Raw genomic sequence first — 25,855 nt, forward strand, 5'->3', positions numbered from 1 at the left:
TGTTTCCCATGGTCAGTCGAACGGGATCGCCGATAACGTGGGTGACCGGCACGTCGTAATCCGTGCGGGCTCGGTCGACGACATCGTAGGTGTGCCACACCGAGTCTTCTGGAGGCGGCGTGGCGATCACGATTTGATCCGGCCGGAACGAGGAGGCCGCCTCGGCGAGCGCCTGAAGCGGGCGCTGGTCACCCAAAGTCCCTTCGACGCTGATGTTCTCGGCTCGCAGTGCCTGCAGTATCAGGGCCAATCGTTCTTCGGCGACTGCCTGGGTGGCCTCCCAGACGTTCAACGGACCCATGCTGGCAGCCACCCCGGTCTCCACGGGACTGACCGGGACGACTACCTGGAACACGGCATAGCGATCGGCGTCGATCTCCCAACATTCAGGACACGCGGCCCTGATTTCCGGGATATAACCAGTTGACCGGGTACGCCGTCGGAGGCTCTGTGCGACGCCACCTCCGGAGGCGCCGATCCGCCCGCCGCGCAGGGCGCTGGTCGGGCTGGCCCGGCGTAATCTCGATGCCCAGGAGCTACATTCATGCCGAAACTCGACCTCGCCGCCCAGTGGGTTGCCAAGGAGGTACCGACTGTTCACCGCCTTCAGCAATGGGTTTACCAGAGCCGCAAGGACAGCGGTCGGATAGAGGGCCGGGAGGCTGACCTTGTCGGCCAGCAACGTGATGTAAGCCTGGCTGCTCAACGGATTCGGAGTGCCGTTCACCAGCGCGGCATGCGTATGTGCCTCGTGCCCCGAATCGGGCCCCACATGTGCCCCACGTGGCGGTCAATTCCCGCCAAAACTGCAGGAAACTGCGGGCGCGTGCCCCGGCGGGTTTAGACTCCGCAGGGCGACATTTCGCAGGTCACCGGCGTTGCCGTCAGAGCATCACAGCATGCAGGACACGCAGCCCTCGACCTCGGTGCCCTCCAGTGCCATCTGCCGCAACCGGATGTAGTACAGCGTCTTGATTCCCTTGCGCCAGGCGTAGATCTGCGCCTTGTTCACATCACGCGTGGTGGCGGTGTCCTTGAAGAACAGCGTCAGGCTCAGCCCCTGGTCCACGTGCTGGGTGGCCGCGGCGTAGGTGTCGATGATCTTCTCGTAACCGATCTCGTAGGCGTCCTGGTAGTACTCCAGGTTGTCGTTGGTCATATACGGCGCCGGGTAGTAGACCCGGCCGATCTTGCCCTCCTTGCGGATCTCCACCTTCGAGGCGATCGGGTGGATCGACGATGTCGAGTGGTTGATGTAGGAGATCGAACCGGTCGGGGGAACGGCCTGCAGGTTCTGGTTGTAGATACCGTTTTTCTGCACCGACTCCTTCAGCCGCTGCCAGTCATCCTGATTCGGGATGCGAATACCGGCTTCTACGAAAAGCTTTCGCACCTTCTCGGTGGCCGGCTCCCATAGTCCCTCGATGTACTTGTCGAAGAACTCGCCGCTGGCGTACTTGGACTTCTCAAAGCCGGCGAACGCGTGACCGCGCTCGATGGCGATCTTGTTCGACGCCCTAATCGCGTGGTAGAGCACCGTGTAGAAGTAGATGTTGGTGAAGTCGATGCCCTCTTCGGACCCGTAGAAGATCCGCTCGCGGGCCAGGTAGCCATGCAGGTTCATCTGCCCCAGCCCGATCGCGTGCGCCTCGCCGTTGCCCTTCTCGATCGAGGGCACCGAGGTGATGTGGGTCTGATCGCTGACCGCGGTCAGCGCCCGGATAGACACCTCGATGGTCTGGGCGAAATCCGGCGAGTCCATCGCCTTGGCGATGTTGAGCGAGCCGAGGTTGCACGAGATGTCCTTGCCCACATGGGAATAGGACAGGTCCTCGTTGAACGTCGACGGGGTTGACACCTGCAGAATCTCCGAGCACAGATTGGAGTGGGTGATCTTGCCGTCGATGGGGTTGGCCCGGTTCACCGTGTCCTCGTACATGATGTAGGGGTAACCCGACTCGAACTGCAACTCGGCCAGCGTCTGGAAGAACTCGCGGGCCTTGATCTTGTGCTTGCGGATGCGGGCGTCGTCGACCATCTCGTAGTACTTCTCGGTGACGGAGATGTCGGCGAACGGCACGCCGTAGACCCGCTCGACGTCGTACGGCGAGAACAGATACATGTCGTCGTTGTTCTTGGCCAACTCGAAGGTGATGTCCGGGATCACCACGCCCAGGCTCAGCGTCTTGATCCGGATCTTCTCGTCGGCGTTCTCCCGCTTGGTGTCCAGGAACCGGTAGATGTCGGGGTGGTGGGCGTGCAGGTACACCGCGCCGGCTCCCTGACGGGCGCCGAGTTGGTTGGCGTAGGAGAACGAGTCCTCCAGCAACTTCATGATGGGGATGACCCCGGAGCTCTGGTTCTCGATGTTCTTGATCGGCGCGCCGTGCTCGCGGATGTTGCTCAGCAGCAACGCAACTCCGCCGCCGCGCTTGGACAGCTGCAGAGCGGAGTTGATCGAACGCCCGATGGACTCCATGTTGTCTTCGATGCGCAGCAGGAAGCAGCTCACCGGCTCGCCGCGCTGGGCTTTGCCGGAGTTGAGGAACGTCGGGGTGGCCGGCTGGAACCGCCCGTCGATGATCTCCTCGACCAGTTGCTCGGCCAGCGTGGTGTCACCGGCGGCCAACGTGAGCGCCACCATGACCACCCGGTCCTCGAAGCGCTCCAGGTAGCGCTTACCGTCGAAGGTCTTCAGCGTGTAGGAGGTGTAGTACTTGAACGCCCCCAGGAAGGTCGGAAAGCGGAACTTCTTGGCGTATGCGCGGTCGATCAGCGTCTTGACGAAGTTACGCGAGTACTGGTCGAGAACCTCACGCTCGTAATAGTTCTCGCGGATCAGGTAGTCGATCTTCTCGTCGTAGTTGTGGAAGAAGACGGTGTTCTGGTTGACGTGCTCTAAGAAGTACTGCCGGGCGGCCAGGACGTCCTTGTCGAACTGGATCTCGCCGTTGGGCCCGTACAGATTGAGCATCGCGTTCAGGGCGTGGTAGTCGGTCTCCCCCGGCAGCGCGTGCGCCTGGCTCGTTGTGGTTACCGGCTCTGCAGCAGTGACCGTTGGTGACACGTGTCGTCCCTTTCTTGGAGGCCCTTCCAGAATTCAGCCAAACCCGCCCGGACGGCAAAAACGTCGTCGGTGGTTCCCATGAGTTCGAATCGGTAGAGATACGGCACCCCGCACTTGCGGGACACGACGTCGCCCGCATAACAGAACTCGGCACCGAAGTTGGTGTTGCCCGCCGCGATGACGCCGCGGATCAGCGATCGGTTGTGTTTGTTGTTGAGAAACGCGATGACCTGTTTGGGCACATAACCGCCGGCCTCGGGATCCGGTCCGTTAGCCCGCCCGCCGCCGTAGGTGGGAAGGATCAGCACGTAGGGCACCTGGACCTCGATGGAGCCCTCGACGCCGCCGTTCTTGAGCGGTATCCGGACGGCGGGCAACCCGAGTTTCTGCACGAAGCGGTGGGTGTTCTCCGAAACGCTGGAGAAGTACACCACCTGCACCGGGCCCGTCCCGGGCGCGCCACCGTCGGTGTGCATCGAGATCTAGGCGCTGACGGCGGTGGCGTCTGAGGCCAGCGCGCCGGAAAGGGCTCTGATGCGGTCGGGGCGGAACCCGGACCAGTGCTCGCCGTCGGCGACCACCACCGGCGCCTGCAGGTAGCCCAGCGCCATCACGTAGTCCCGAGCCTCGGGCACCTCGGTGATGTCCACGATCTCGTAGGACAGTCCCTGCTTGTCGAGGGCCTTGTAGGTGGCGTTGCACTGGACGCAAGCCGGCTTGGTGTAGACGGTGATGGTCATCTTCGGGATGGCTCCTTGACGGACGTTTCTCAGTGGTTCCGGCGGACCCGCATCTGCGGGCCCACCGGCCTGCCAAACACTACACCTAGTGTCTCACAGCACGGGTAGGTACTACATATTCCGAATAACATTTGTGAAATTCCCAGGTCGTAAGCCCTCGACGGACCCTCACCTCGGCGTGTCGCGGGTCACATCCGAGTGCCCTCTGGTCTATCACCGGGCCCCGACAGGACGGCCCACCAGACCCCGCGGTGAGTTCAGCGCACCGCGACGGCCTGCAGGACCGGCTGGCCGGCGTCATCAACGAGGGTGAGGTCAGTACCGCTGATGAGGAAACCGCGGACCAGGGGCAGCGCGGCGAGGATGGCTTGTTCCTGGGCCATCGCCTCCGGTGATCCGGCCATCATCGTCGAGGCCGCCTCGGCGAACGTCAGCGCGTCACCGGCCAGGGTGTACCCGCCCATCAGCCGGTTGACCCCACCCGAACCGGCGAACCGGCCGTCCTGCCCGTTGAGCACCAGGTGCGGTTCACGTTCCTGCTCGGCCACCAGCACCGGAACGCGCTGTACCTGCACGAGCTTCCAGTAGGTGTCGGTCAGCGAGGCGTCCGGCGCCGGCGGCGGTGCAACCGGTTCTAACAGCAGTTGCAGCGGCACAGGACGCAACGGGTCGACCGGGTAGCTCTGCGTGGTCGTGAACAACAGGCGGTCACCGACGGTCACCCGGGCCCGGGCGGAATACAACGCCTGCGGGACGACCGCGGATCTGGGGTAGGCCAGCGAGAACGGGATCGGCCCCGGCTGGCCATTGACTCCGAACTGCGCCTGGCCCAGCGTCACCGCCGGTGCGTCGGCGAGCGAGACGTCCTCGAGGGTGACCGTCAGCAACGCCTCGGCCGGCGGCGTACTCGGTTGCGAGTAGAGCACCGAACCGGTCAGCGTGAGGACGTCGTCCTCGTCGGCGTTGACCGGAGCCGAGCCGACGATCGACACAACGCTCACCATCAGGACTGCAAGAACCAGCCGCATCCCTCACACCTCCTGTGCCGGCAGCGCCTGCGCGCCGCTTCGTTGCGGTGGCCGCAGCGCCCGGGTGAATAGCACGTTGACCGGCTTCATCACCGCACTGAAGGGCCAGGGCGCGTAACGCTTGAAGGCATACAGCGCCCGGATGTCCGGCGAGGTGTAGATCAGGAAGCGGTTGCGGGCCACCCCGGCCAGAATCTTGTCGGCGGCCTTCTCCGGTGAGACCGCGTGGCCGGCGAAGCGCCGCACCCAGCGCTGCACCCGGGGGTCGTCGCGGTCGACGCCGGCGATGTGCACCGACTGCACCAGTGGAGTGTTGACCGCGCCGGGCACCACCAGCGACACCCCGATGCGATGCCGGGCCAGATCGAACCGCAGCACCTCCGAGAGCCCGCGCAGCCCGTATTTGCTGGCGCTGTAGGCGGCGTGCCACGGCAGCGGGACGAGCCCGGCGGCCGAGGACACGTTGACCAACCGGCCGCCGCGGCCCGCGGAAACCATTGCCGGGATGAAACTTTCGATGACGTGGATGGGGCCCATCAGATTGACCTCGACCATCGAGCGCCAATGGGAGTGGGCGAGTTGGCCGACGGTGCCCCAGGCCGAGATGCCGGCGATGTTCATCACCATGTCCATCGCCTGATGGCGGGTGTGGACGTCGGCGGCGAAGCCGGCGACCGCCTCGAAATCGGAAAGATCAAGCACACGGTGGTCGGCTACCTCGCCGCCGGCAGCGCCGACCGCGGCCACCGTGTCGGCCAGTCCGTCGGCGTTGCGGTCGATCAGGAACAGCTCCGCCCCGGCCCGGGCAAGCTTGAGTGCAACGGCCTCCCCGATGCCACTGGCCGCACCGGTGACCAGAACGCGTTTACCCGCGAATTGCTCCGCCATGACGGCGACGATACCGGCGCCGAGGGGGCCCTACCTCGGGCCGACGCCAATCGGGCCGACCGGCCCGATCACCGGACCCACACCGCCGACCCCGGCCGGGCCGACCGGCCCGACGACCGGACCCACACCGCCTACCCCAACCGGGCCGACCGGACCGAGGACCGGGTTGGGTCCCACACCCACCGGACCGGCCGGTCCGAGAACCGGGCCGACGTACGGTGTCGGATCGGCCAACAGGCACTGATTGACCTGGTAGTTCCAGTACATACCGACGCCCTCGCACAGTTGGCACTGGTTGGTGATCGAATTCCAGTAGAGGTTGGGGCCGCAGGGGCCCTCGGCATTGCTCACGGCCGGGGCCACGAGCACCGAAGCGCCGAGTGCGAAGGCGCCGACGGCGCCGAGGAGTTGAGTCTTCATGGGTGTCTCCGATGTCGGTGGGTGAACCAGGGCTACGTACCTTGTCGCTCCGGTCGCCCAGAACGCTACATCCGGCGCCGGCTAGACGCCCGCCTGCCGACCCCACAGTGCATGCAGCCAGAGTTTCTCCAGCACCGACACGGCGCCTGCCACGTCACGTTCGGGGCCGGTGAAGATCGACTCACCCGACAACGTCATCGCGGTGGCGCCGGTCAGCATGCGAACCAGGGTGCGCACGTCGTCGGTGATCGGGTCAGCGGTACCGGCCGCCTGCTCCGCCTCGACGAGGGGAACGATCTGGTCGATGACGAGATCGTTGTAGCGGTCCAGGATCTCCCGGATTTCCGCGTCGGTTCCGCGGGCGATGTTGCAGGCCGACATCACCGGGTCGTTGTGGGCGTACACCGCCGCGGCGCTGCCGATCATCCGCTTGGCGAACTCTGCGGGGGTCTCGCTGTCACCCCGCGGGGCGAAGTCCTGGGTGAGCTCCTCGAGTTCGTCGACCACCTCGCCGAGGATGTGCGCCAGCACCGCGTATTTGGAGTCGAAGTAGAAGTAGAACCCCGACCGCGCGACGCCGGCCCGGTCGCTGATGGAACTGACCGACAGTTCGGCGAACGGCTTCTCGGTCAACAGTTCGCGCACCGCCTGCACGATCGCATGCCGTTGCCGGTCACCGCGCCGGCGCGGCACCTCGTCGGTCTCCTGCAGTGCGCTCACCTGTTCACCATGCACCACGCCGAGGACATAAAGAAACTTGACAGCCGTCAAGTTGGCCCGCAAAGATTGCGATACCGCCGGTTTCGCTTTCTCGAGGAGCCTCCGATGTCAACCATCAGCACCCCGCAGTACCTGCTGGACCAAGCCCGCCGCAAACTCACCCCCACCCTGCAGACCATCCCCGGCCTGGGCGTCGTCGACGAGCGACTGCAGGAATGGGACTGGCCGGAATTCGAGTTCTCCCACCCCCCGGCCGGCAGCAACCTGAAACCGGTGATGGGCAATTCAGGCCTGCCGGTGCTGGGCCATCTCATCGAGATCTTCCGCGGCGGACCGGAATTCGTGCTGAAGAGTTACCGCAAATACGGGCCGGTCTACTACACCAGGACCCCGGCCCTGAACGCGGTGGCCGCACTCGGACCCGACGCCACCCAGGAAGTGTTCTCCAACAAGAACAAGGACTTTTCGACGGTCTCCTGGAACGACGTCATCGGCCCGTTCTTCAAGCGCGGACTGCTGCTGATGGACTTCGACGAGCACATGTATCACCGGCGGATCATGCAGGAGGCGTTTACCCGCACCCGGCTGTCCGGGTACGTCGCGCATATGGACACCGTGGCCACCAAGGTGGTGGCCGGGGACTGGCCGGTCAACGACCCCCGGTTCCTGTTCATGCCGGCCGTCAAGGAACTCACCCTCGACATCGCCTCGGTGGTGTTCATGGGCCATGAACCGGGCAGCGACCACGACCTGGTCACCAGGATCAAGCAGGCCTACGAGACCACCACCCGGGCCGGGGGCGCCATCATCCGCACCCCAGTGCCGCCGTTCAAGTGGTGGCGCGGCCTGCAGGCCCGAAAAGTGTTGGAGGACTACTTCGTCGAACGGGTTAAAGAACAGCGCGGCACCGACGGCACCGACATGCTGACCGTGCTGACCCACATCGCCGACGAGGACGGCAACACCTTCACCGACACCGACATCATCAACCACATGATCTTTCTGATGATGGCCGCCCATGACACGTCGTCCTCGACGATGACCACCATGGCCTACCACCTGGCCGCCAACCCGCAGTGGCAGGAACGCCTGCGCGAGGAGGGCGACCGGATCGGCGACGGACCACTGGACATCGACGAGTTGGACAAGCTGGAGACTTTTGACCTGGTGATCAAAGAGTGCCTGCGGCTGGTCACCCCGCTGCCGTTCAACGTCCGCCGGGCCATCCGCGACACCGAGATCTGCGGGTACTACATCCCGGAGGGCACCAACATCAACCTGTGGCCGGGTATGAACCATCGGCTGCCGGAATTGTGGTCCGACCCGCAGCGTTTCGACCCCGACCGGTTCGCCGAACCCCGTTCGGAGCACAAACGCCACCGCTACGCGTTCGCCCCGTTCGGCGGCGGGGCGCACAAATGCATCGGCTTGGTGTTCGGCCAACTGGAGGTCAAAAGCATCATGCACCGCATCCTGCGCAATTACCGGCTCGAACTGCCCCACCCCGGCTATGTGCCGAGATACGACTTCGCCGGGATGCCGCTGCCCCTTGACGGGCTGCCGATCGTGCTGCGTCCGATCCGGTAGGGCCCGATCCGGTAGGGCCCGATCCGGTAGGGCCGCATCCAATCGCGCCTCAGGCCAGCGAGAGGAACAACTTCTCCAACTCGGCCTCGGTCATCGGGGCCTTACCGTTGGCCGCGTCGCCGAGAACGCACTCCCGCAGGCCGGTGGCCACGATCTTGAAGCCGGCCCGGTCCAGCGCGCGGGACACCGCGGCCAACTGGGTGACGACGTCTTTGCATTCGCGGCCCTGCTCGATCATCGCGATCACGCCTGCCAACTGGCCGTGCGCGCGACGCAGCCGGTTGAGCACATCGGTGATGGCGGCCTCGTCACCAACCATGTTCGGTCTCCTTGGGCATGTGCCGTCTCCTTTAGGTCTCGACCGCTACGAGCGTACCCGCGGGGGTATCTCGCGCGCGGCGGCTGCGAAGGTAGTAGACGGCCATGGCGGCAAGAGTCAGCACGGCCATGGCGACGCCGGCGGCGGGGTGGATCTCCTCGGCCAGGATGACTGAGGACATCAGCAGCACGAACCAGCCGAACGCCTGGCGCAGCGAATCGGGGTTGACCAGTGCGGTGAGCCGGGCGCCGAGCAGAGCGCCGACCACCGCAGCGGCGGTGACCATTCCGGCCAGCCGCCAGTCGATGCTGACGCTGCTGAGATAGCCGGCGAAGCCGGCGAACGACTTCATCGCGATAACCACCAGGGAGGTGCCGACCGCGACCGGCATCGGCAGTCCACCGAGCAGCGCCAGCGCCGGCACCACCAGGAATCCGCCGCCCGCGCCCACCAGTCCGGTGACCAGGCCCACCACCAGGCCCTCGAGGATCACCTTGGGCACCGGGATGCGGTGGTGCGGGTCGGCCGGACCGATCTCCTTGCGGCCCCGCAGCATGGCGACCGCGGTGGCGATCATCATGACAGCGAAGCCGATCAGCAGCACGGTGCCGGGGATGTACTGGGCCAGCAGCCCACCGCCGTAGGCCCCGGCCATCCCTGCTGCGCCGAAGATGAGCCCGGTCCGCCACTGAACCCGGCCGGCCCGAGCGTGCGAAACGGCCGCGACGGCACTGGTGGTGCCGACCACCAGCAGCGAGGTGGCGATGGCTTGTTTGGCGTCCATCCCGGCGACATAGGCCAGCAAGGGGACGGTGAGAATCGAGCCGCCGCCACCGAGCAGTCCCAGGGAGACGCCGACCAGCAGGGCAAGGCCGACGGTGAGCGGGAGCATCTACCGCCTCACTTACTGCCGGGCTTGGCGCCGGACGTAGCCGACCCGGAGCCGACGAGTTGCGCGACGATGGTCTGCGCATCGCAGGTTGCCCCGCGGTTGTAGGGCAGTTTGGCCAGCAATGTCCCCATCGTGCAGGTGTTGGACACCGCCGCGAAAACCAAACCCGACCCGATGGCGAACGCGACCCACTTGAACCCCGGCACGAAGATGCTCGCCAGAATGCTCAGCGCAACAATGGAACCCGCGACAAGACGTACTTGGCGCTCAAGGTCCCAGCGCTGGGAACCGCGTTTGACCGAGAACCCGTTGGCCTCCCAGGCGTTCATCCCGCCGTCGAGGATGTGCACGTTGGTCAGCCCGGTGTCATGCAGGGTCTGCTCGGCCTGCGCGGCGCGCTGACCGGACCGGCAGACCAGCACGACGTGTTCGTCGAGGTGGCTGCGGATCTCGTCGCGGTGTTCGCGCAAAAGGTCCAATGGGACGCTGTAGGCCCCGGCGATGTGGACGGATTCGAATTCCCCCGGCGTGCGGACATCGAGAATCCGTGGCGGGTTCTCAGACTCCAGCAGGCCACGCAGGTCGGCGGCGTCGAGGATGGCGGGCGTTCGCATTCAGTGCTCCGATCGTTTCCGATACCCTGTGGGGTATGTCGACTCCCATCATAGGCATACCCAGGGGGGTACAGGCAAGCCGGAATAGAAATACCCCCTCGGGTACTTTGTGAGAGAGTTCCCCGCGCAGCTGAAAGGACAACCCATGGCCATCGTCGAGCTCACCGCCGCCGACTTCGAGTCCACCGTTACAGAAAAACCGATCGTGCTCGTGGATTTCTGGGCATCCTGGTGCGGCCCCTGCCGCGCCTTCGCCCCGGTCTTCGACCGTTCGGCCGTCGCTCATCCCGATGTGGTGCACGCCAAGGTCAACACCGAGGCCGAACAGCAGTTGGCTGCGGAGCTGCAGATCCGCTCGATTCCGACCATCATGGCCTTCCGCGACGGCGTGCTGCTGTTCGCCCAACCCGGCGCGCTGCCCGCCCCGGCGCTGGAGGAGTTGATCACCAAGATCAAGGAACTCGACATGGACGAGGTCAGGGCGCAAATCGCCGCCCAGATAGCCGCCCAGGCCGGACCCACCTCGTCTTAAGCTCATCGACCAGAAGGAGACGAAACCATGTGCTACCCCGCTGAATGCCCCCGCTGCCACAAGACCACCTGGGCCGGCTGCGGCGAACACGTCGATCAGGTCATGCGCAACGTGCCGACCACCCAGCAGTGCACCTGCAACACCCAGCGCTGACCTCGACCCCTCTCCCCGCGAGCGCCGCACTCCCCCGCGAGCAGACACAAACTCGCACCGACACGCCGAGAGCGGGTGCGACTTTGCGTCTGCTCGGCGAGGGAAGAGGAGCAGGGGCAGGGGCGGGGGACGTCAGCGAAACGGGTTGTCCCCGGCGGCCACCGCGGCGCCCAGGCCCATCAGGGTGACCGCGGAGGCGTGCAACCGCTCCCCCGCCTCGCGGCTGGCCCGCCCGGCCAGGTAGCGCACCCAGGTGCCCTCGATGACGACGCCGAGTTTGAGGCAGGCCAGGGCCAGGTACCAGTCCAGGTTCTCGGTGCGACGGCCCCCCGCCGCGTGGTAGGCCTCCAACAACTCCCCGCGGGACGCCAATCCGCCCAGTTCGGCGAGGTATCCGGCTGATCCCAACGGATTGGGGTCCACCGGCCAGCACACCAGCATCCAGCCCAGATCCAGCAGCGGATCGCCGATCGTGCACATCTCCCAGTCGACGAACGCGGCCACCTCGGGCACCTCGCGACGCAGCATCGTGTTGTTGAGGTGGATGTCGCCGTGCACGATGCCGGGCCCATAGTCGGTGGGCTGACGGGCGGCCAGCCAGTCGCACAGTTCGTCCACCCCGGGCAGTGAGTCGTGGGCGTAGCCCTGCTGGGACCGGTAGGCCTCCACCGAGGAACGCCATTGCGGCACTTGACGTTCCAGGAACGACCCGGGCCGCTTCCAGGCCTGCAGCGGGCTGTCCTGCCAGGCCGCCTGACCCAATCGGGCGACGTCGGCGGCGTAGTTCAGCCCGACCCGGTGGCGTATCGCCGCATCCCCGACGTAGGCCGGTGCGATCTCGTTGCCGGGGTTGAACCCGTCGACCTCCTCCATCAGGTAGAAGACGACGCCGAGGACATCGAGGTCTTCGCAGGCCGCGACGATCCGGGGGTGGGGCACCGCGGATCCGGTCAGTGTGGTCAGCACGGCGATCTCGCGTTGCATGGTGCGGTCACTGTTGGGCCGCGGATGCGGCGGCGGGCGCCGCAGCACCAACCTGCGCCCGTCGACCCGCAACCGGACCACCACGTTCTGACTGCCGCCGGTCAGGGGAACCACATCGCTGACCGTCGTGCCCAGACCGACGGCGCGGACCCAGGATGTCAGAGCGGCGACGGCTTCGTCGTCCAGCGTTCCGGTGACCCCGGGCACCATCGGCTCAGCCACTGCGCTCAGTCCCTGCGCTCAACCACTGCGCTCAGCCAAGTCAGCAGATCCGCGGAAGTTGTTCGCCCAGTTCGCGTTCCACCACGCGGGTGGTTCCGAACGCGGTCCGCACGACCGCCATGCCCGGGTGTTCCTCGACGGCCCGGCCGATGATCGCCGCGTGGGCACCTTCCGGGCGGGCCCGCATCGCGGCCAGAACGGCTTCACTGTGGGCGGGGTCGACGAAGGCCACCATCTTGCCCTCGTTGGCGACCTGCAGTGGGTCCAGGCCGAGGAATCCGCAGGCCGCGGCGACCGTCTCCGGCACCGGGATGGCGTGCTCGTCGAGTTCCACCCCGACCCTGGCGGTGCGGGCGATCTCCACCGTCGCGGCCACCAGGCCTCCGCGGGTCGGATCCCGCAGGGCGTGAACGGAATTGGGGTCGTCCAGGCTGGCCAGCATGGCCGCCACCAGGCGGTGCAGGGGCGCACTGTCGGTGGTCAGCGTGGTGCCGAAGTCGATGCCCTCCCGCACGCTCATGATGGCCACCCCGTGCTCGCCGATGGCGCCCGACACGATGATGTGGTCGCCGGGGCGGGCCTGCTCGGGGCCGATGCGCACCCCGTCGGGAACCGCGCCGATACCGGCGGTGTTGATGAACAGCCCGTCAGCCCCGCCTCGTCCCACGACTTTGGTGTCACCGGCGAGGATGTTCACCCCCGCGTCGGCAGCGGCCTTGCCCATGCTCTGGGCCACCGCGCCGAGCACCTCGACCTCCAGGCCCTCCTCCAGGATGAACCCGGCGGTCAGTCCGATCGGCTGGGCGCCACTGCAGGCGAGGTCGTTGATGGTGCCGTTGACGGCGAGGTCGCCGATGTTGCCGCCGGGGAAGAACAGCGGGTTGACGACGTAGGAGTCGGTGGTCAGGGCGATCCGCCCGCCGGGGTTGGCGAGCACGGCCGAATCGCGGGACGGCCCGCCCGCGGTGCCGAAGGCCGGCAGGAAGAGGTTCTCGATGAGTTCCTCCGACAGGATCCCACCGCCGCCGTGTCCCATGACGATGCGTTTGGTGTCGCGCAACGGCATCGGGCAGACCCAGTTGGTTGGATCGGGCAGGTCAGACACTCGCCGAGGATTCCAGCCGCCGGAACTGGTAGTAGGCCGCACAGGCGCCCTCGCTGGAGACCATGGTGGCGCCCAACGGGGTTCGCGGTGTGCAGGTGGTGCCGAACGCCGGGCACTGGTTGGGTTTGAGCAGGCCTTGGAGCACCTCGCCGCTGCGGCATTCGGCGGACTCGGCCACATGCAGGTCGCCGACTCCGAATCGGCGCTCGGCGTCGAACTCGGCGTAGCGCGGCGACAGCGTCCAGCCCGACTTCGGGATCATCCCGATCCCCCGCCACTGCCGGTCGGTGACCGCGAAGACGTCGGACAAGGCCTGCTGGGCCACGGTGTTGCCCGCGGCGGTGACGGCCCGCGGGTAGGCGTTGCGCAGCTCGGGGGTACCCGATTCGAGCAGGTCGATCACCTGCCGGACCCCTTCGAGCAGGTCCAGCGGCTCGAAGCCGGTGACCACGATGGGGACGTTGTACTTCTCCACCAGCGGCCCGTACTCGCCGGTGCCCATCACGGTGCAGACGTGGCCGGCGGCCAGGAAGCCCTGCACCCGGTTGGTCGGCGAGGAGAGGATGGCCTCCATGGCCGGCGGCACCAGGACGTGGGACACCAGCATGGAGAAGTTCGTCAGTCCCAACCGCTGGGCGTGCAGCACCGACATCGCGTTGGCCGGTGCGGTGGTCTCGAAGCCGACGCCGAAGAACACCACCTGTTTGTCGGGGTTGTCGGCGGCGATCCGGGTGGCGTCCAGCGGTGAGTAGACGATGCGGACCTCACCGCCGCGGGCCCGCACGCTGAACAGGTCCTGGGTCGAGCCGGGGACTCGCAGCATGTCGCCGAACGAGCAGAAGATGACGTCGTCGCGCGCGGCGATCTCCAGAGCGCGGTCGATCATCTCCAGGGGGGTGACGCAGACCGGGCAGCCGGGGCCGTGGATGAACTCCACCGCTCCGTCGAGCAACTGGTCGATGCCGTTGCGGATGATGGAGTGGGTCTGCCCGCCGCAGACCTCCATCACCGTCCAGGGCCGGGTCGCGCTGCGCCGGATGGCCTCGACCAGCACCTTGGCCGCGGCGGGATCGCGGAATTCGTCGAGGTATTTCATGCTGAATCCAACTCCGCATCCAACTCCGCGCCGAGTTCCTCCTCGAGGATGCCGAGGTCGCGGAACATTTGCAGGGTCTCGTTGGCGGACTTCTCATCGAGGCGGGTGATCGCGAAACCGGCGTGCACGATGGTGTACTCGCCGATCTCCATGTCGGGCAGGTAGGCCAGGCAGACGGATTTGGTGGCGCCGCCGAAGTCGACGGTCGACATCCGCGTCCCGGACTCCTCCCAGATCTCGATCACCTTGCCGGGGATTCCGAGGCACATACGCCGTTCCTTTCCCGTGCCTTGAGGGCGGCCCGCTGAGCGACGGCGATGGTGGCCTGACCGAGCGCCAAACCGCCGTCGTTACAAGGAACGATACGGTGCGTCAGGACCTCGTAGCCGGTTTGGGTCAGAGATTCTCGAAGACCGTGCAGCAGTATGCGATTGGCAAACACCCCACCGGTCAGACCGATGGTCCCGATGCCGGCCGAATCGGCACAGTGCCGGGCCGCCGCAGCGGTCGCGTCAATGACCCCCTGATGGAAACCGGCGGCCAGATCGGCCCGGTCGGCACCGGCGCGCAACCGCTCGACCAGCGCGGCGATCAGCGGGACGGGATCGAGCAGCCCGTCGGTGACCGTGAAGCTCAGCCCGACCGGATCGCCGGTGCGGGCCAGGTGCTCCAGTTCGACGGCGGCCTGCCCCTCGTAGCTGACCTGCTGGCAGACCCCGAGAAGGCTGGCGACGGCGTCGAACAACCGGCCCATGCTGGAGGTGGGTACACAGCCCACCCCGCGCGGAATCTGCTGGCCCAGCACGTGCAGGTCCGCCTCACTGAGTGCGGCCACCGAAGCCAGATCGGCACTCCACGGCACGCCCGCGCGGTGCAGCAGATCCAGCGCGATGCGGGCGGGCTGGCGCACCGCCCCGTCGCCGCCGGGCAGGGCGAACGGCACCAGGTGGCCGGCCCGGGTGTACTCGACCGGGTCGGTGATCGTCAGCAGTTCCCCACCCCAGATGCTGCCGTCGGGGCCGTAGCCGGTGCCGTCGTAGGTGACGGCGACGATCGGGCTGCCCAGCCGGCGGTGATCGGCCAGCAGCGACACCGCGTGCGCGTGGTGGTGCTGGACGGCGACCACGGGCCGGCCCGCCGCGGTGCGTCGGGCCCAGGCGGTGGTGGCGTAGCCGGGGTGCAGATCGCGGGCGATCACGGTAGGCCGCTGGTCGGTCATGAAGGCCAGGTGCTCCAGCGCGGCCTCGAAGCAACGCTGGGTTCGGGGGTCGGCCATATCGCCCAGGTGCGGGGACATGTGTGCGTGGCCGTCCGGGCCGCTGAGGCAGAACGTGGTCTTAAGGTCCCCGCCGGTGGCCAGGATCACCTCCTCGCCGGCGGCGGCCGTGGTGGCGGCGTCGACCGAGACCGGCAGCGGCGCGTAGCCCCGGGACCGCCGCAGGGGCAGTTCGCGGCGCTGATCGTCGAGGGTGACGACGGAGTCCTCGCACGGCACGTGGATCGGCCGGTCGTGGCTGAGTACCTCATCGGCCAGATCCGGGATTCCACGGCCGTCGGCGGAGCCGACAATCCAGCTCAGGTCCTCATCGCGGTAGACGATCGGTGAGCCGCCCCGATTGGCCGACGTCATCACCAGCGGAATATCGCCGAGGGCATCGACGAGCAGATCGAAGAGCAGATGGTGCACCGGCGAATAGGCCAGCATCACCCCGACATCGCCGAGGCCCGGCGCCACGGCATCGCTGAGCGCCCCGGGCACTCGGGGTAGCAGCACGATGGGTGCGGCCGGCGAAGTCAGTGCCGCCGCCGCGGCGGGGTCCACCTCGGCGATCGCCCGGGCGCCCGCGAGGTCGGCCACCATGACCGCAAAAGGCTTGGCGGGCCGGGTCTTACGCTCCCGCAGGCGCTGCACGACGGCGTCGTCGTCGGCACGGCAGGCCAGATGAAAGCCGCCGATCCCCTTGACCGCGACGATCTTCCCGGCCAGCAGCGCCTCGACAGCGACCTCGAGTGGACGGGACAGCGTCGGTCCGCAATCGGCGCAGGCGATGGTCTGGGCGTGGTAGCGACGGTCGGCTGGGTCGTGGTACTCCGCGGCGCACGCATCGCACATCGGGAATCCGGCCATCGTGGTGGCGGGCCGGTCATAGGGCAGGTCGGTGATGACGGTATAGCGCGGCCCGCAGTTGGTACAGGTGATGAAGGGGTGCCGGTAGCGGCGGTCGGCAGGGTCCCGCATCTCCCGCAGGCAGTCGGCGCAGACGGCGATGTCCGGGGGCACCAGGGTCCGTGACCCGTCGGCGGCCCGGCTCTCGACGATCTGGAAACCGTCCGCGCCGCAGGGCGCCAGGGCCACCACGGTCAGGGAGTCGATCCGGGCCATCGGCGGCGGCCGGTCCCGCAGGGCGGCCACCGCGGCGTCGATATCGGCCTGGGGCCCCTCGAATTCGCAGTGCACCGATCCGGCGTCGTTGTACACCCAACCGGACAGCCCAAACTCGGCGGCGATCCGCGCGACGGCGGGGCGGAAACCCACCCCTTGCACCACACCGGTGATGTCGAGGCGAACCCGAGCCGTCACGTTGAATACGCTAGTCGTAGGGTTCGTTTCGATGCATGAGTTGTCGCTGTGCCAGGCGATCGCGGGGGTGGTCAAACCCCACGCCGCGGGCCGGCGCGTCGACGTGGTCCGGGTCAGGGTCGGGGCGCTGCGCCAGGTGGTGCCCGAGTCGTTGTCGTTCTGCTGGACGTTGGTGCGTGACCACGAGGACATGCCGGAGGCAGAGTTGGAACTGGAGTTCGTCGCCGCCGAGGTCGCCTGCCGCGGTTGCGGCCGACAGTCCGAGATCGCCTCACGCTGGTCGGTGTGCTGCCCGCACTGCAACAGCGCCGACGTCGCGGTGGTGCATGGCGAAGAGTTCCTGGTCACCTCGGTAGACGTCACCTAGACGGAAGGTGTTGAGCAGATGGGTCGATTTCACCGCCACGACGACGGCACCGTGCACAGCCATGACCACGGCGAGCACGACCATGACCATGCCCATGACCATGGGCATGGGCATGGCGACCACAGCGGTTACCACACCGGGTCCCAGCGCATCGAAGTCCTCGAGGCGATCTTCGCCGAGAATGACGACCGCGCCGCGGTCAATCGGGATGCTTTCGAGGCCAATGGGATTCGCGCGCTGAACCTGATGAGCTCGCCGGGCTCGGGCAAAACCACCGTCCTGGCGGCCACCCTGGACGCGCTGGCCGGCGAGTTCTCGGTCGGGATCATCGAAGGCGACATCGCCACCGACCTCGACGCCGCCAAACTCGAGGGCCGCGGTGCGCAGATCTCGCTGCTCAACACCAGCAACGGCTTCGGCGGGGAGTGCCACCTCGACGCGCCGATGGTGCACCGCGCCCTGTCCGGCCTGGACCTGCACGCTCTGGATCTAGTGGTCATCGAGAACGTCGGAAACCTGGTGTGCCCGGCGGAGTTCGACGTCGGTGAGCACGCCAAGGCCATGGTGTACTCGGTCACCGAGGGCGAGGACAAGCCGCTGAAATATCCGGTGATGTTCCGTTCGGTGGATGTGGTGCTGCTCAACAAGATCGACCTGGTTCCGCACCTCGACGTCGACGTCGACACCTATGTCGCCCGGGTTCGCGAGGTCAATGCGTCCGCGACGATCCTGCCGGTCAGCGCCCGCACCGGCGAGGGCATGGACGCCTGGCTGGATTGGTTGCGGGCCTTCGCCTCAGCCCGGTGAACCGCCGGCGTCGGCATCGGCGAACCGCACCGCGATGATGCACACGTCGTCGGACCGCGGTCGCGGCGCCAGCGTTTCCTGAAGCACTTCGCAGTCATCGTCGAGTCCGGTGAGGGGGTCCCACCCGGCGATCATCTGCTGCGCCCGCGCCAGTCCCATCTCGATGTCCAGGCCGGGGCGTTCGACCAAACCGTCGGTGTACATCACCAGAATGTCCCCGGCCGCAATCCGAACGCGGACCTCCGTGTAGGTGGCCTCCGCTACCGGCCCCAGAACAGGCCCGTGCGCCTCGCAGAGTCGGACCACCTCGCCATCAGAGGCGTAGCGCAGGAACGGCGGGGGATGGCCGGCCAAGCCGTAGGACAGCGTGCCCTCATCCGGGTCCAGGATCGCGACCGCCATGGTGGCGAACTTTCCCAGACTGGCGTGGCGGGTGAACCCGTTGAGCTCGGCGAGCAGCTGCGCCGGCGGTAGGCCATGGTGCGCCAAAGCCCTTCCTGCGCTGCGTAATTGCGCCATATCCTCCACCGCGGGCAGCCCATGTCCGATCACGTCGCCGACGGCGAAGTAGATGCGGTTCTTCGGCAACCTCATGATGTCGTACCAGTCCCCGCCAAGACCCTGGGCGACGTCGGCGGGTTCATAGGTGACGGCCATGTCCAGTCCGCAGGTGTCCACCGGACTGGTGGGAAGTACCGCGGACTGCAACACCGCGGCCCGGGCGTGTTCGTCGGCGTAGACCTGGGCGCGCACCAACGCCTGACCCGCCATGGTGGCCACCGCGGAGACAAAGGCACGCTGCGCGTCGTCGAAGGGTTGCGGGTCCGACCACACGAGCAGCAGCACCCCGAACGGCTTGCCGCCCGCGGTCAACGGCCACCCGAAGGTCGACTCGGCTCCGCTCAGCCGCGCCCAGTAGGCCTTCTCCGGGTACTTCTGCTCATACTCCGCGGCGGTCCGTACCAGGACGGGCGCGCCGAAGCGGATGGCGTCGGTGCCGACGGTTCGTTCGCTGAGTGCGACACCGCCGCCGAACTCATCGACCACTGTCTGCGGATGCCCCGACATGGTGACCCACTGCAGATTCCGGCCGTCGGAGCTGACCAGACCCAGGTTCAGCGCCCGCGCGCCGGCCTCGTTGAGCACCCGTTCCTCGAGTGCATCGCCGATATCACGCGGACTGAGCGCACCGGCCAGTTGCTGGGCCAACTGGGACAGCGTCTCCAGTCGCATCCGTTCCCGTCGTTCGGCCTCCCGATCCGCGACGGCGGACATCCGCGCAGCGGCCTCCTGAGCGATCAGCATGGCGACGACCACGATGATCACGATGAACACCTGGGTGAGCGCGACCTGGGTGTCGACCGACCGGGGAATGCTGGTGAACAACCCGTGGCCCCGCGTCATCATCACATTGACCACGAACGCCACCACCACACCGGCCAGGGCCGCGCCGAGCATGTCCAGTCGCAGGGCAGCCCAGGCCAAGACCGGCAGGATCAGCACCGTGGGCGGCACATTCGTCCACAGGGCGGTGGCCGACAGAGCTCCGGCAAGCGTCGTGATGCCGGCGGTTTCCCACGGCCGCTGGCGCACGATGTAGGACTGCGTGGCCCACAGCAGGATCGGCGCGGCCACCACCAATACCCCGACCGCGTCGCCGGCCCACCAGTCCAGCACCGCGGCCAACACCGGGGTCTTGTTGGCACCGGCGCTGACCGTTCCCCCGACCATCCCGCCGAACAACGGCCCGACCAGGCACGCCGCGATGAGGAATGCGACGAAGTCGCGGCGCTTGCGTAGGTCGGGGCGGCCGCGGCACCAGGTGAGTGTGAGCGACGCGCCGATCAGCGGCTCGACCGCGTTAGCGGCGGCAAAACCGAAGGCCACCCCTGCCGGGCTGCCGTAGAACACGTCGACGGTGACCTCGCCGACCACGACGGCGGCCAGCACGGCCGGCCACAACGCACGCCGGGAGAGCAACATCGCCGCAACCGTCACACCGGCTGACGGGTAGAAGAACGACGGACCGATCGCCGAGCCGAAGGACTCCCAGGACAGCACGGCGCCCGCGCCGAAGGCGAGCAGCACCACGGCAAACAAGCCGAGGGAATCACCCCAGAACGACGACGCAGCATGTGGTGGCGCTGTCGTCGGCGCGCCCCCAGCCGTGCCCATGGAAGTAGCGTAAGACGTGGAGAACAGCCAACTCTTTTCGGCCGACGAGCTCAGCCGCTTCGGCGCTCCCGAATGCGACGACCAGCAGGCGGACATCGCCGGCAACGGGAACCGACGCCACCCCCGTGAGCGCGACCAATACTCACTACGAGTCAGTTGTTATCTGCCGTCTCTGCCGGACAGAACTGTGTGTTTGTGAATATTCCTAACTGTGAATTGGAATACCACCAAACGGTGGAAAAACGGCGGTCATTGACGATACTTAGCGTCATGGCACGCCCCTCCAAGCGCACCGCACGAAAGGCGCAACTGGTTCAGGCCGCCATGCAAACCATTCAGCAACGCGGCTTCGACGGTTTGCGCATCCGGGACGTGGCGAATGTGGCCGGTGTCTCCACGGCCACCGTGCACTACTACTTCGACGACCTCGATGGATTGCTCACCGAAGTGCACGCCTTGGCGACCGAACGCTTTTTCACCGAACGACTGGCTGCGATCGCTCTGCACGATGACGCTCGCGACAAGATGGTCGAGATGATCCGCAGGGGCATGCCGCAGGCCGCCGACGACGCGACCACCGTGGCGCTCTATCACATCGACAATGCCAAACGCGCCGACCCGGTCCGGGCGCAACTCGGCACGCGCCTCTTCGAGCGGCAAGTCATGCTTTACCACGGAATCCTCGAACTCGGTTGCAGCCAAGATCATTTCGCCATCACCGACGACACGATCGACGTCGCACAGAACCTCGTCGGCCTCGAGGACGCCTACTGCATGCACATCATCGAGGGAAACACTTCCCTGCCATACGAACGCTGCGTCGAGTTGATGCTGAGCTACGCGCGGCTGGCGACCGGATGCACTGACCTCGGCGCCCCTGAGCCCGCCTCGCGGGGCCGGCGCTAGGGTAGGTGATCAGGCAAGCAGCGTATAAAACTGCGCGGGTTTCATTGACCAGCAGGCTAATTCGCTGCGGCAGAGGTGAATTTGACGACTAACAGGCATATGTCGTCCTCGTAGGGCGCGTGGACCATCTCGGCGGCGACGGCTTCACAGTCGAGCAGGGCTTCCGGCAGCCAGGCTGCCAGGACCTGCTCAAGGTGCGCGATGCCGGCCATGAGGCCCCCGCTGTGATGCTCGACCAGACCGTCGGTGTACATCATCAGCACATCTCCGGGTTGGACCGGTACCGATTCCTGCACGTACGCGGAGTCCTCGAACGGGCCGATCATCAGACCCGAAGCGGCGGAGAGTCGGACGACATCCCCGGTCTGCGCACGGCGCAGCAGAGCGGGAAGGTGACCGGCCGAACTGTAGGCCAGCGAGTTGTGTGCGGAATCGAAGATCGCCACCAGATTGGTGGCGAACTCGCCGCGAATCTGGCGGGCGGCAAAGCGGTTCAGCTCGCTCAGTATCTGCGCGGGCGGCAGTCCCTGATGGGCATAGGCATCTCCGGTGCTGCGCAATTGGGCCATGTCCTGGACGGACGGCAGCCCGTGACCGATGACGTCACCGACGGTCAGGTAGGTCCGACTATCCGGTAGAGCCATGACGCTGTACCAGTCCCCACCAAGGCCGTGCGCCGCGTCCGCAGGCCGATAGAGCGCGCTGTACTCCAGGCCGACGACGTCGACTTGGTCTACTGGTTGCGCAACGGCATGCAGCACCGCCGCGCGGGCGTGCTCGTCGGTGTAGACCTTGGCGCGGACCAGAGCCTGGCTCACCATGGTCGACACCGCCGAGACGTACGCCAGTTGAGCGTTGTTCAGCGGTTGGGGAGTGGACCACACCATCTGCAGCACGCCGAAGGGGCGGCCCCCGGCAGCCAACGGCCACGTCAGTATCGCTTCGGCGCCGCCGACCCGCCACCAGTGCGCCCGTTGCGGGTAGGCGACTGCAAAAGACGAGGAGTCGCGATAGGCGACTGGCGTAGCCGATCGGATCGCGTCGGTGGCCAACGTCCGTTCAGCCAAGTCGACCCCTCTGCGGGCCTGCTCGACCAAGGCGCCGGGATATCCCGACTCGGCGACCCACTCGAGCTTTCGGCCGTCCGCGCTGATCAAACCCAGGCTGATCGCACTGGCGCCGGCCTCGTTGAGCACCTGTCTCACCAACGACTTGCCAATTTGCTCGGTTGTCAGAGCAGCGGACAGTTCCTGAGCAAGCCGGGACAGCGACTCCAGTCGTAACCGCTCGCGGCGTTCGGCTTCGCGTTCGGCCACCGCACTGACCCGTCCGGCGGCCTCCTGGGCGATCAGCATGGCGACCACGATGATCACCGCCAGGTAGGTCTGGGTGAGCACCACCTGTTGGGCCGGCGAGAGGCCCTGGTGGCTGAACGGCCCCTCCCCGCGTGTCGACATGATGTTGACCAGGAAAGCCGCCACCGCTCCGCCGATCGACGCCCCGAGCATGCCGACCCGGAATGCCGCCCAGGCGAGCACCGGCAGGATCAGGATCGACGGCGCGAAATTGGCCCAGAACGTCGCCACCGGAAGCACCACGGCGACCACCAGCAGGGCCGCCACATCCCAGGGGCGCCGCCGGAGGACGGACGACTGGTAGCGCCACAGCAGAATCGGCGATGCCATTACCAGAACGCCGAGCGCGTCACCCGACCACCAGGTCAGCGCCGTACTGAGCCACGGCCGCTCGTTGACGACAGAACTGGCGGTCCCTCCGACCAGCCCGCCGACGAGGGGCCCGGCCACGCACGCCCCCACGATGAAGGCGATGAAGTCCCGGCGCTTGCGCAGGTCGGGCTGACCGCCACACCACTTCAGCACCAGCAGCGCGCCGACCACAGGCTCGATCACATTGGACACGGCGAAGGTGACCGACAACACCAACGGGTTTCCGTAGAGGGAGTCGACCAGAACTTCGGCGGCAACGACGGCGGCCGCGATCGCCGGCCAGAGGGCGCGCCGGCTGAGCATCAAGGCGGCGGCGGTGACTCCCGCCGAGGGATAGAAGAACGACGGACCCTGCGTGGAACCGAACGACTCCCACGACAGCACCGCGCCGACGGTGAACGCCAGGAAGACAGCCACCACACCGACCGCATCGGCGCGCCACTGCGGCCTGGGCTCGCCGGCCCCTGACACGGCCCCTGACACGGCCCCTGGCACGGCCCCTGTCACGGCCCCTGACACCACCGGCGTGATTGCGTCAGCGGCGGCTCCCTTATGGAGGGTCACCGACTCGCCGCCCCGGCCTGCTGCTGTTCGGCAGTCTTGATGCGCACGACCAGTACGCAGACATCGTCGGGATGCGGCCTCGGGGCGACCTCGGCGACCAGCGCTTCGGAATCCAACAGCGCATCCGGGGGCCAGTTCGCGACCACTCGTTCCAGATGGCTGATCCCGGTCTGGACGACATCGCCGGGGTGCTCGACCAGTCCGTCGGTGTACATGACGATGACGTCTCCGGGGTCGACGGACACCGCGGCCTCCGGATAGGTGACGTCGTCGATGGGCCCGAGCACCGGACCGCCGGCCTCGCCGAGTTGGGTCACCTCGCCGGTCTTCGCGCGACGCAGCAGGGCCGGCGGATGGCCCGCCGAACTGTAGGACAGCGTGCCGGTCAGCGGGTCGTAGACGGCGGCCACCGCCGTGGCGAACCCGCCCTGACTGACATTACCGGCGAAATCATTCAGTTCGGCGAGCACCTGGGTCGGCGCCAGTCCCTGGTAGGCGTAGGCGTTGGCGGCACTGCGCAACTGCGCCATGTCCTCCACGGCCGTCAGCCCGTGGCCCACCACGTCGCCGACGGACAGGTAGACCCGGTTCTTGCGCAGCGCCAGCACCGAGTACCAGTCACCGCCGAGACCAGACTCTTCTTCGGCCGGTTGGTAGCAGGCGCTGTAGTCCACACCGGAGACCTCGGCCGGGGCGGGATGGGCGGCCGAGTGCAGCACCGCGGCGACATTCTGCAGGCGTTGTCGCTCCAGCTGTTCTGCGGCCTTCTCCCGCGCGGCGGTGCGTCTGGCCGCACCTTCCTGGGCGATCAGCATGGCCAATAACACGTTCACCGCGATGAGCGCCTGGATCAACGCCGTGCGCCCGGGCGCTGACAGGCCCACGCCCTCGAGAAGGGTCAACCCGGATGCGGCGCGCAGGTTCGCGGCGAGCGCCGCCCCGGCCCCGGCCAGCGCTGCGCCGAGCACATCGAGTCGCAGCGCGGCCCAGGCCAGCGTCGGCAGGATCAACAACGACGGCGAAAGTCCCGTCCAGACCGCCAGCCAGGACAGCGCGCCGGTGGTGCCCAGAATGCCGACGGTCTCGACGGGCCGCTCCCGCAGGACGTAGATCTGCTTGCGCCACAATAGGATCGGAGCCCCCACCACCAGGGCGCCGATGGCGTCGCTGGCGAACCAGCGCAGCGCCGCACCGGGCCACCACACATCGAAGTGCGCGGCCACACTCGCCCCACCGATGAGGCCACCGACGAACGGACCCGCCAGGCAGGCTCCGACGACGAAGACGAACAGATCTTTGCGGCGGCGCAGATCCGGCACACCCTTGCACAGCGCCAGCACCGCGGAGGCCCCCAGGAGCGGCTCGACTGAGTTGGCCAGCACGTACCCGGCGATCGCGGTATGTGCGTAACCGGCGTGCAGGTCGACGGCGCACTCGCCTAAAACGATGGCCGCGACGATCACCGGCCACTGCGCGCGCCGAGTGAGCAGCATCGCTGCCACGGTGACACCTGCCGGGGGGAAGAACGAGGGGCCCACCTCGGAGGCACCGAAGGCCGTCACCGTCAACTGGGCTCCGGCCACGTAGCCGAGAAACACCACGGCGAACAACCCGACCACCCGTGCCCACGCCGGAACCGGCGTACGCGTTTTGGGCATGGGGTCGACTCTACTGGCGCTGGACCCGTCCGGTGGTTTCGTGCCGATTACCGGCCGGGCACGGTGAATGTGGCCTCCACCTGCGCGGTTACCTCCACATCCTCGGGACGCAGGGCGATCTCGGGCTCTCCTGCCATGGCGCGGGCCATCATGACCTTGGGCTGTGGCGGTCCGCCGACGCCCGGGTCGCTGATGGAGCGGACCAACACCGGGCCCAGGTCCAGTGCGTCAGCGAAGTCCTGGGCCCGTTGCCGGGCGTCCCACACCGCCTGCCGGCGGGTTTCGCGTTCCACCGCGATCCGGCGGTCATCGGTCAACGCCCACTCGATGTGGTTGACGCCGACCCCGTCCAGGCCTGCGGTGTGCTCGATCCAGGCGGCGAGGTCATCGAAGTCGGTGAACGTCGCGGTGACCGTCGCCGAGGCGGTGTGCACCAAGGGCAGTTGGCGGCCGTCCTGGTTGTACGGGCGGTGCGCCCCCGTGCGGATCTGCTCGACGGCGTAACGCATCACCGTGCCGACGGCCGGGTCGTGCCGGGTCTGCAAGGTGGCGCTGACCTCGGCGAGGGTGGCGGCGACGAGTTGCATCACCGGTCCGGGCGCGGGCCCGTCGGCGCTCACCGAGGCGTACACGGTGGCCTGCTGTGGCGGCAGTGTCACCGAATGAGTGCCCCGGACGCTGATCTGGATATCGGCCACCGGCC

At 67.1% G+C, this 25,855-nt stretch carries 26 protein-coding genes; 6 read left to right on the top strand and 20 right to left on the bottom strand.

Annotated elements, in window-relative coordinates:
• The 8 genes from ADBZ5N_RS05860 to ADBZ5N_RS05895 form a co-directional block, all read right to left on the bottom strand.
• On the bottom strand, positions 1-682 hold a 682-nt coding region (locus ADBZ5N_RS05860), incomplete at its 3' end, for a putative universal stress family protein (RefSeq protein WP_526256546.1).
• A gap of 210 nt (positions 683-892) precedes the next feature.
• Positions 893-3,010 (bottom strand): class 1b ribonucleoside-diphosphate reductase subunit alpha, encoded by a 2,118-nt coding sequence (gene nrdE, locus ADBZ5N_RS05865; protein WP_526256572.1) that lies wholly within the window; start codon positions 3,008-3,010, stop codon positions 893-895.
• Between the two features lie 23 nt (positions 3,011-3,033).
• Complete coding sequence (gene nrdI / locus ADBZ5N_RS05870) at positions 3,034-3,543, bottom strand: class Ib ribonucleoside-diphosphate reductase assembly flavoprotein NrdI (RefSeq protein WP_526256547.1); 510 nt, start codon at positions 3,541-3,543, stop codon at positions 3,034-3,036.
• 6 nt (positions 3,544-3,549) lie between these two features.
• The gene (locus tag ADBZ5N_RS05875; RefSeq protein WP_526256548.1) at positions 3,550-3,807 is read right to left on the bottom strand and encodes a redoxin NrdH; all 258 of its coding nucleotides are present in this window, start codon (positions 3,805-3,807) and stop codon (positions 3,550-3,552) included.
• A 257-nt stretch (positions 3,808-4,064) separates the two neighbouring features.
• Positions 4,065-4,835, bottom strand: a complete 771-nt coding sequence (locus tag ADBZ5N_RS05880; protein WP_526256549.1) for an META domain-containing protein — start codon at positions 4,833-4,835, stop codon at positions 4,065-4,067.
• Between the two features lie 3 nt (positions 4,836-4,838).
• A complete protein-coding gene (locus ADBZ5N_RS05885; RefSeq protein WP_526256550.1) occupies positions 4,839-5,723 on the bottom strand; it encodes an SDR family oxidoreductase in 885 nt (294 codons plus the stop codon).
• A 30-nt stretch (positions 5,724-5,753) separates the two neighbouring features.
• The gene (locus ADBZ5N_RS05890) at positions 5,754-6,143 is read right to left on the bottom strand and encodes a hypothetical protein (RefSeq protein WP_526256551.1); all 390 of its coding nucleotides are present in this window, start codon (positions 6,141-6,143) and stop codon (positions 5,754-5,756) included.
• Positions 6,144-6,224: 81 nt separating this feature from the next.
• On the bottom strand, positions 6,225-6,881 hold the full coding sequence (locus ADBZ5N_RS05895) for a TetR/AcrR family transcriptional regulator (protein WP_526256573.1): 657 nt from the start codon (positions 6,879-6,881) through the stop codon (positions 6,225-6,227).
• A gap of 87 nt (positions 6,882-6,968) precedes the next feature.
• On the opposite strand from ADBZ5N_RS05895, the gene ADBZ5N_RS05900 reads away from it, so the two are divergent.
• Positions 6,969-8,450, top strand: a complete 1,482-nt coding sequence (locus tag ADBZ5N_RS05900; protein ID WP_526256552.1) for a cytochrome P450 — start codon at positions 6,969-6,971, stop codon at positions 8,448-8,450.
• 49 nt (positions 8,451-8,499) lie between these two features.
• Here ADBZ5N_RS05900 and ADBZ5N_RS05905 read toward each other — a convergent pair whose 3' ends face one another.
• Genes ADBZ5N_RS05905 through ADBZ5N_RS05915 form a run of 3 tightly spaced genes read right to left on the bottom strand, consistent with a single transcriptional unit; the run spans position 8,500 to position 10,275 of the window.
• Positions 8,500-8,769 (bottom strand): metal-sensitive transcriptional regulator, encoded by a 270-nt coding sequence (locus ADBZ5N_RS05905; RefSeq protein ID WP_526256553.1) that lies wholly within the window; start codon positions 8,767-8,769, stop codon positions 8,500-8,502.
• A 31-nt stretch (positions 8,770-8,800) separates the two neighbouring features.
• Positions 8,801-9,661 carry a sulfite exporter TauE/SafE family protein gene (locus tag ADBZ5N_RS05910; protein WP_526256554.1) on the bottom strand — a complete coding sequence of 287 codons (861 nt, stop codon included), beginning with the start codon at positions 9,659-9,661 and terminating at the stop codon, positions 8,801-8,803.
• Between the two features lie 8 nt (positions 9,662-9,669).
• A complete protein-coding gene (locus ADBZ5N_RS05915) occupies positions 9,670-10,275 on the bottom strand; it encodes a rhodanese-like domain-containing protein (protein WP_526256555.1) in 606 nt (201 codons plus the stop codon).
• 145 nt (positions 10,276-10,420) lie between these two features.
• Here ADBZ5N_RS05915 and trxA point away from each other — a divergent pair, with 145 nt between their 5' ends.
• Together trxA and ADBZ5N_RS05925 are read left to right on the top strand one after the other, a co-directional pair.
• Entirely contained in the window at positions 10,421-10,807 is a 387-nt protein-coding gene (gene trxA, locus ADBZ5N_RS05920) for a thioredoxin (protein ID WP_526256556.1), read from the top strand.
• Positions 10,808-10,834: 27 nt separating this feature from the next.
• Positions 10,835-10,960, top strand: coding sequence for a DUF8730 family Cys-rich protein (locus ADBZ5N_RS05925; RefSeq protein WP_509719387.1), 126 nt, complete (start codon positions 10,835-10,837; stop codon positions 10,958-10,960).
• 132 nt (positions 10,961-11,092) lie between these two features.
• On the opposite strand, the gene ADBZ5N_RS05930 is transcribed toward ADBZ5N_RS05925, so the two are convergent.
• The 5 genes from ADBZ5N_RS05930 to hypF are packed head-to-tail and all read right to left on the bottom strand — an operon-like array spanning position 11,093 to position 16,948.
• On the bottom strand, positions 11,093-12,154 hold the full coding sequence (locus tag ADBZ5N_RS05930) for a phosphotransferase family protein (protein WP_526256574.1): 1,062 nt from the start codon (positions 12,152-12,154) through the stop codon (positions 11,093-11,095).
• A gap of 52 nt (positions 12,155-12,206) precedes the next feature.
• A complete protein-coding gene (gene hypE, locus ADBZ5N_RS05935) occupies positions 12,207-13,271 on the bottom strand; it encodes a hydrogenase expression/formation protein HypE (protein WP_526256557.1) in 1,065 nt (354 codons plus the stop codon).
• Positions 13,264-14,367 carry a hydrogenase formation protein HypD gene (hypD, locus tag ADBZ5N_RS05940; RefSeq protein WP_526256558.1) on the bottom strand — a complete coding sequence of 368 codons (1,104 nt, stop codon included), beginning with the start codon at positions 14,365-14,367 and terminating at the stop codon, positions 13,264-13,266. The genes hypE and hypD overlap by 8 nt, the downstream gene beginning before the upstream one ends.
• Positions 14,364-14,636 (bottom strand): HypC/HybG/HupF family hydrogenase formation chaperone, encoded by a 273-nt coding sequence (locus ADBZ5N_RS05945; protein WP_526256559.1) that lies wholly within the window; start codon positions 14,634-14,636, stop codon positions 14,364-14,366. Before ADBZ5N_RS05945 ends, hypD begins: the two co-directional genes overlap by 4 nt.
• Entirely contained in the window at positions 14,609-16,948 is a 2,340-nt protein-coding gene (gene hypF / locus ADBZ5N_RS05950) for a carbamoyltransferase HypF (RefSeq protein WP_526256560.1), read from the bottom strand. Before hypF ends, ADBZ5N_RS05945 begins: the two co-directional genes overlap by 28 nt.
• Positions 16,949-16,979: 31 nt before the next feature.
• On the opposite strand from hypF, the gene ADBZ5N_RS05955 reads away from it, so the two are divergent.
• Both ADBZ5N_RS05955 and hypB read left to right on the top strand, forming a co-directional pair.
• Positions 16,980-17,315: a hydrogenase maturation nickel metallochaperone HypA/HybF gene (locus tag ADBZ5N_RS05955; protein ID WP_526256561.1), complete on the top strand. Its 336-nt coding sequence runs from the start codon at positions 16,980-16,982 to the stop codon at positions 17,313-17,315.
• An 18-nt stretch (positions 17,316-17,333) separates the two neighbouring features.
• Entirely contained in the window at positions 17,334-18,122 is a 789-nt protein-coding gene (gene hypB, locus ADBZ5N_RS05960) for a hydrogenase nickel incorporation protein HypB (RefSeq protein ID WP_526256562.1), read from the top strand.
• On the opposite strand, the gene ADBZ5N_RS05965 is transcribed toward hypB, so the two are convergent.
• Positions 18,111-20,297, bottom strand: a complete 2,187-nt coding sequence (locus tag ADBZ5N_RS05965) for a SpoIIE family protein phosphatase (protein ID WP_526256563.1) — start codon at positions 20,295-20,297, stop codon at positions 18,111-18,113. The two genes, hypB and ADBZ5N_RS05965, sit on opposite strands and share 12 nt — an antisense overlap.
• A 270-nt stretch (positions 20,298-20,567) precedes the next feature.
• Here ADBZ5N_RS05965 and ADBZ5N_RS05970 point away from each other — a divergent pair, with 270 nt between their 5' ends.
• Complete coding sequence (locus tag ADBZ5N_RS05970; RefSeq protein WP_526256564.1) at positions 20,568-21,203, top strand: TetR/AcrR family transcriptional regulator; 636 nt, start codon at positions 20,568-20,570, stop codon at positions 21,201-21,203.
• 56 nt (positions 21,204-21,259) lie between these two features.
• Here the strand turns inward: ADBZ5N_RS05970 and ADBZ5N_RS05975 are convergent, their stop codons facing one another.
• The 3 genes from ADBZ5N_RS05975 to ADBZ5N_RS05985 all read right to left on the bottom strand — a co-directional run bounded on the left by ADBZ5N_RS05975 (position 21,260) and on the right by ADBZ5N_RS05985 (position 25,850).
• A complete protein-coding gene (locus ADBZ5N_RS05975) occupies positions 21,260-23,350 on the bottom strand; it encodes a PP2C family protein-serine/threonine phosphatase (protein ID WP_526256565.1) in 2,091 nt (696 codons plus the stop codon).
• Between the two features lie 140 nt (positions 23,351-23,490).
• A complete protein-coding gene (locus tag ADBZ5N_RS05980) occupies positions 23,491-25,152 on the bottom strand; it encodes a PP2C family protein-serine/threonine phosphatase (protein ID WP_526256566.1) in 1,662 nt (553 codons plus the stop codon).
• Between the two features lie 47 nt (positions 25,153-25,199).
• Positions 25,200-25,850 carry an SIMPL domain-containing protein gene (locus ADBZ5N_RS05985; RefSeq protein WP_526256567.1) on the bottom strand — a complete coding sequence of 217 codons (651 nt, stop codon included), beginning with the start codon at positions 25,848-25,850 and terminating at the stop codon, positions 25,200-25,202.
• Positions 25,851-25,855 lie beyond the last annotated feature (5 nt).

It is taken from the genome of Mycobacterium sp. (assembly GCF_044370595.1).
Taxonomy (GTDB): domain Bacteria; phylum Actinomycetota; class Actinomycetes; order Mycobacteriales; family Mycobacteriaceae; genus Mycobacterium.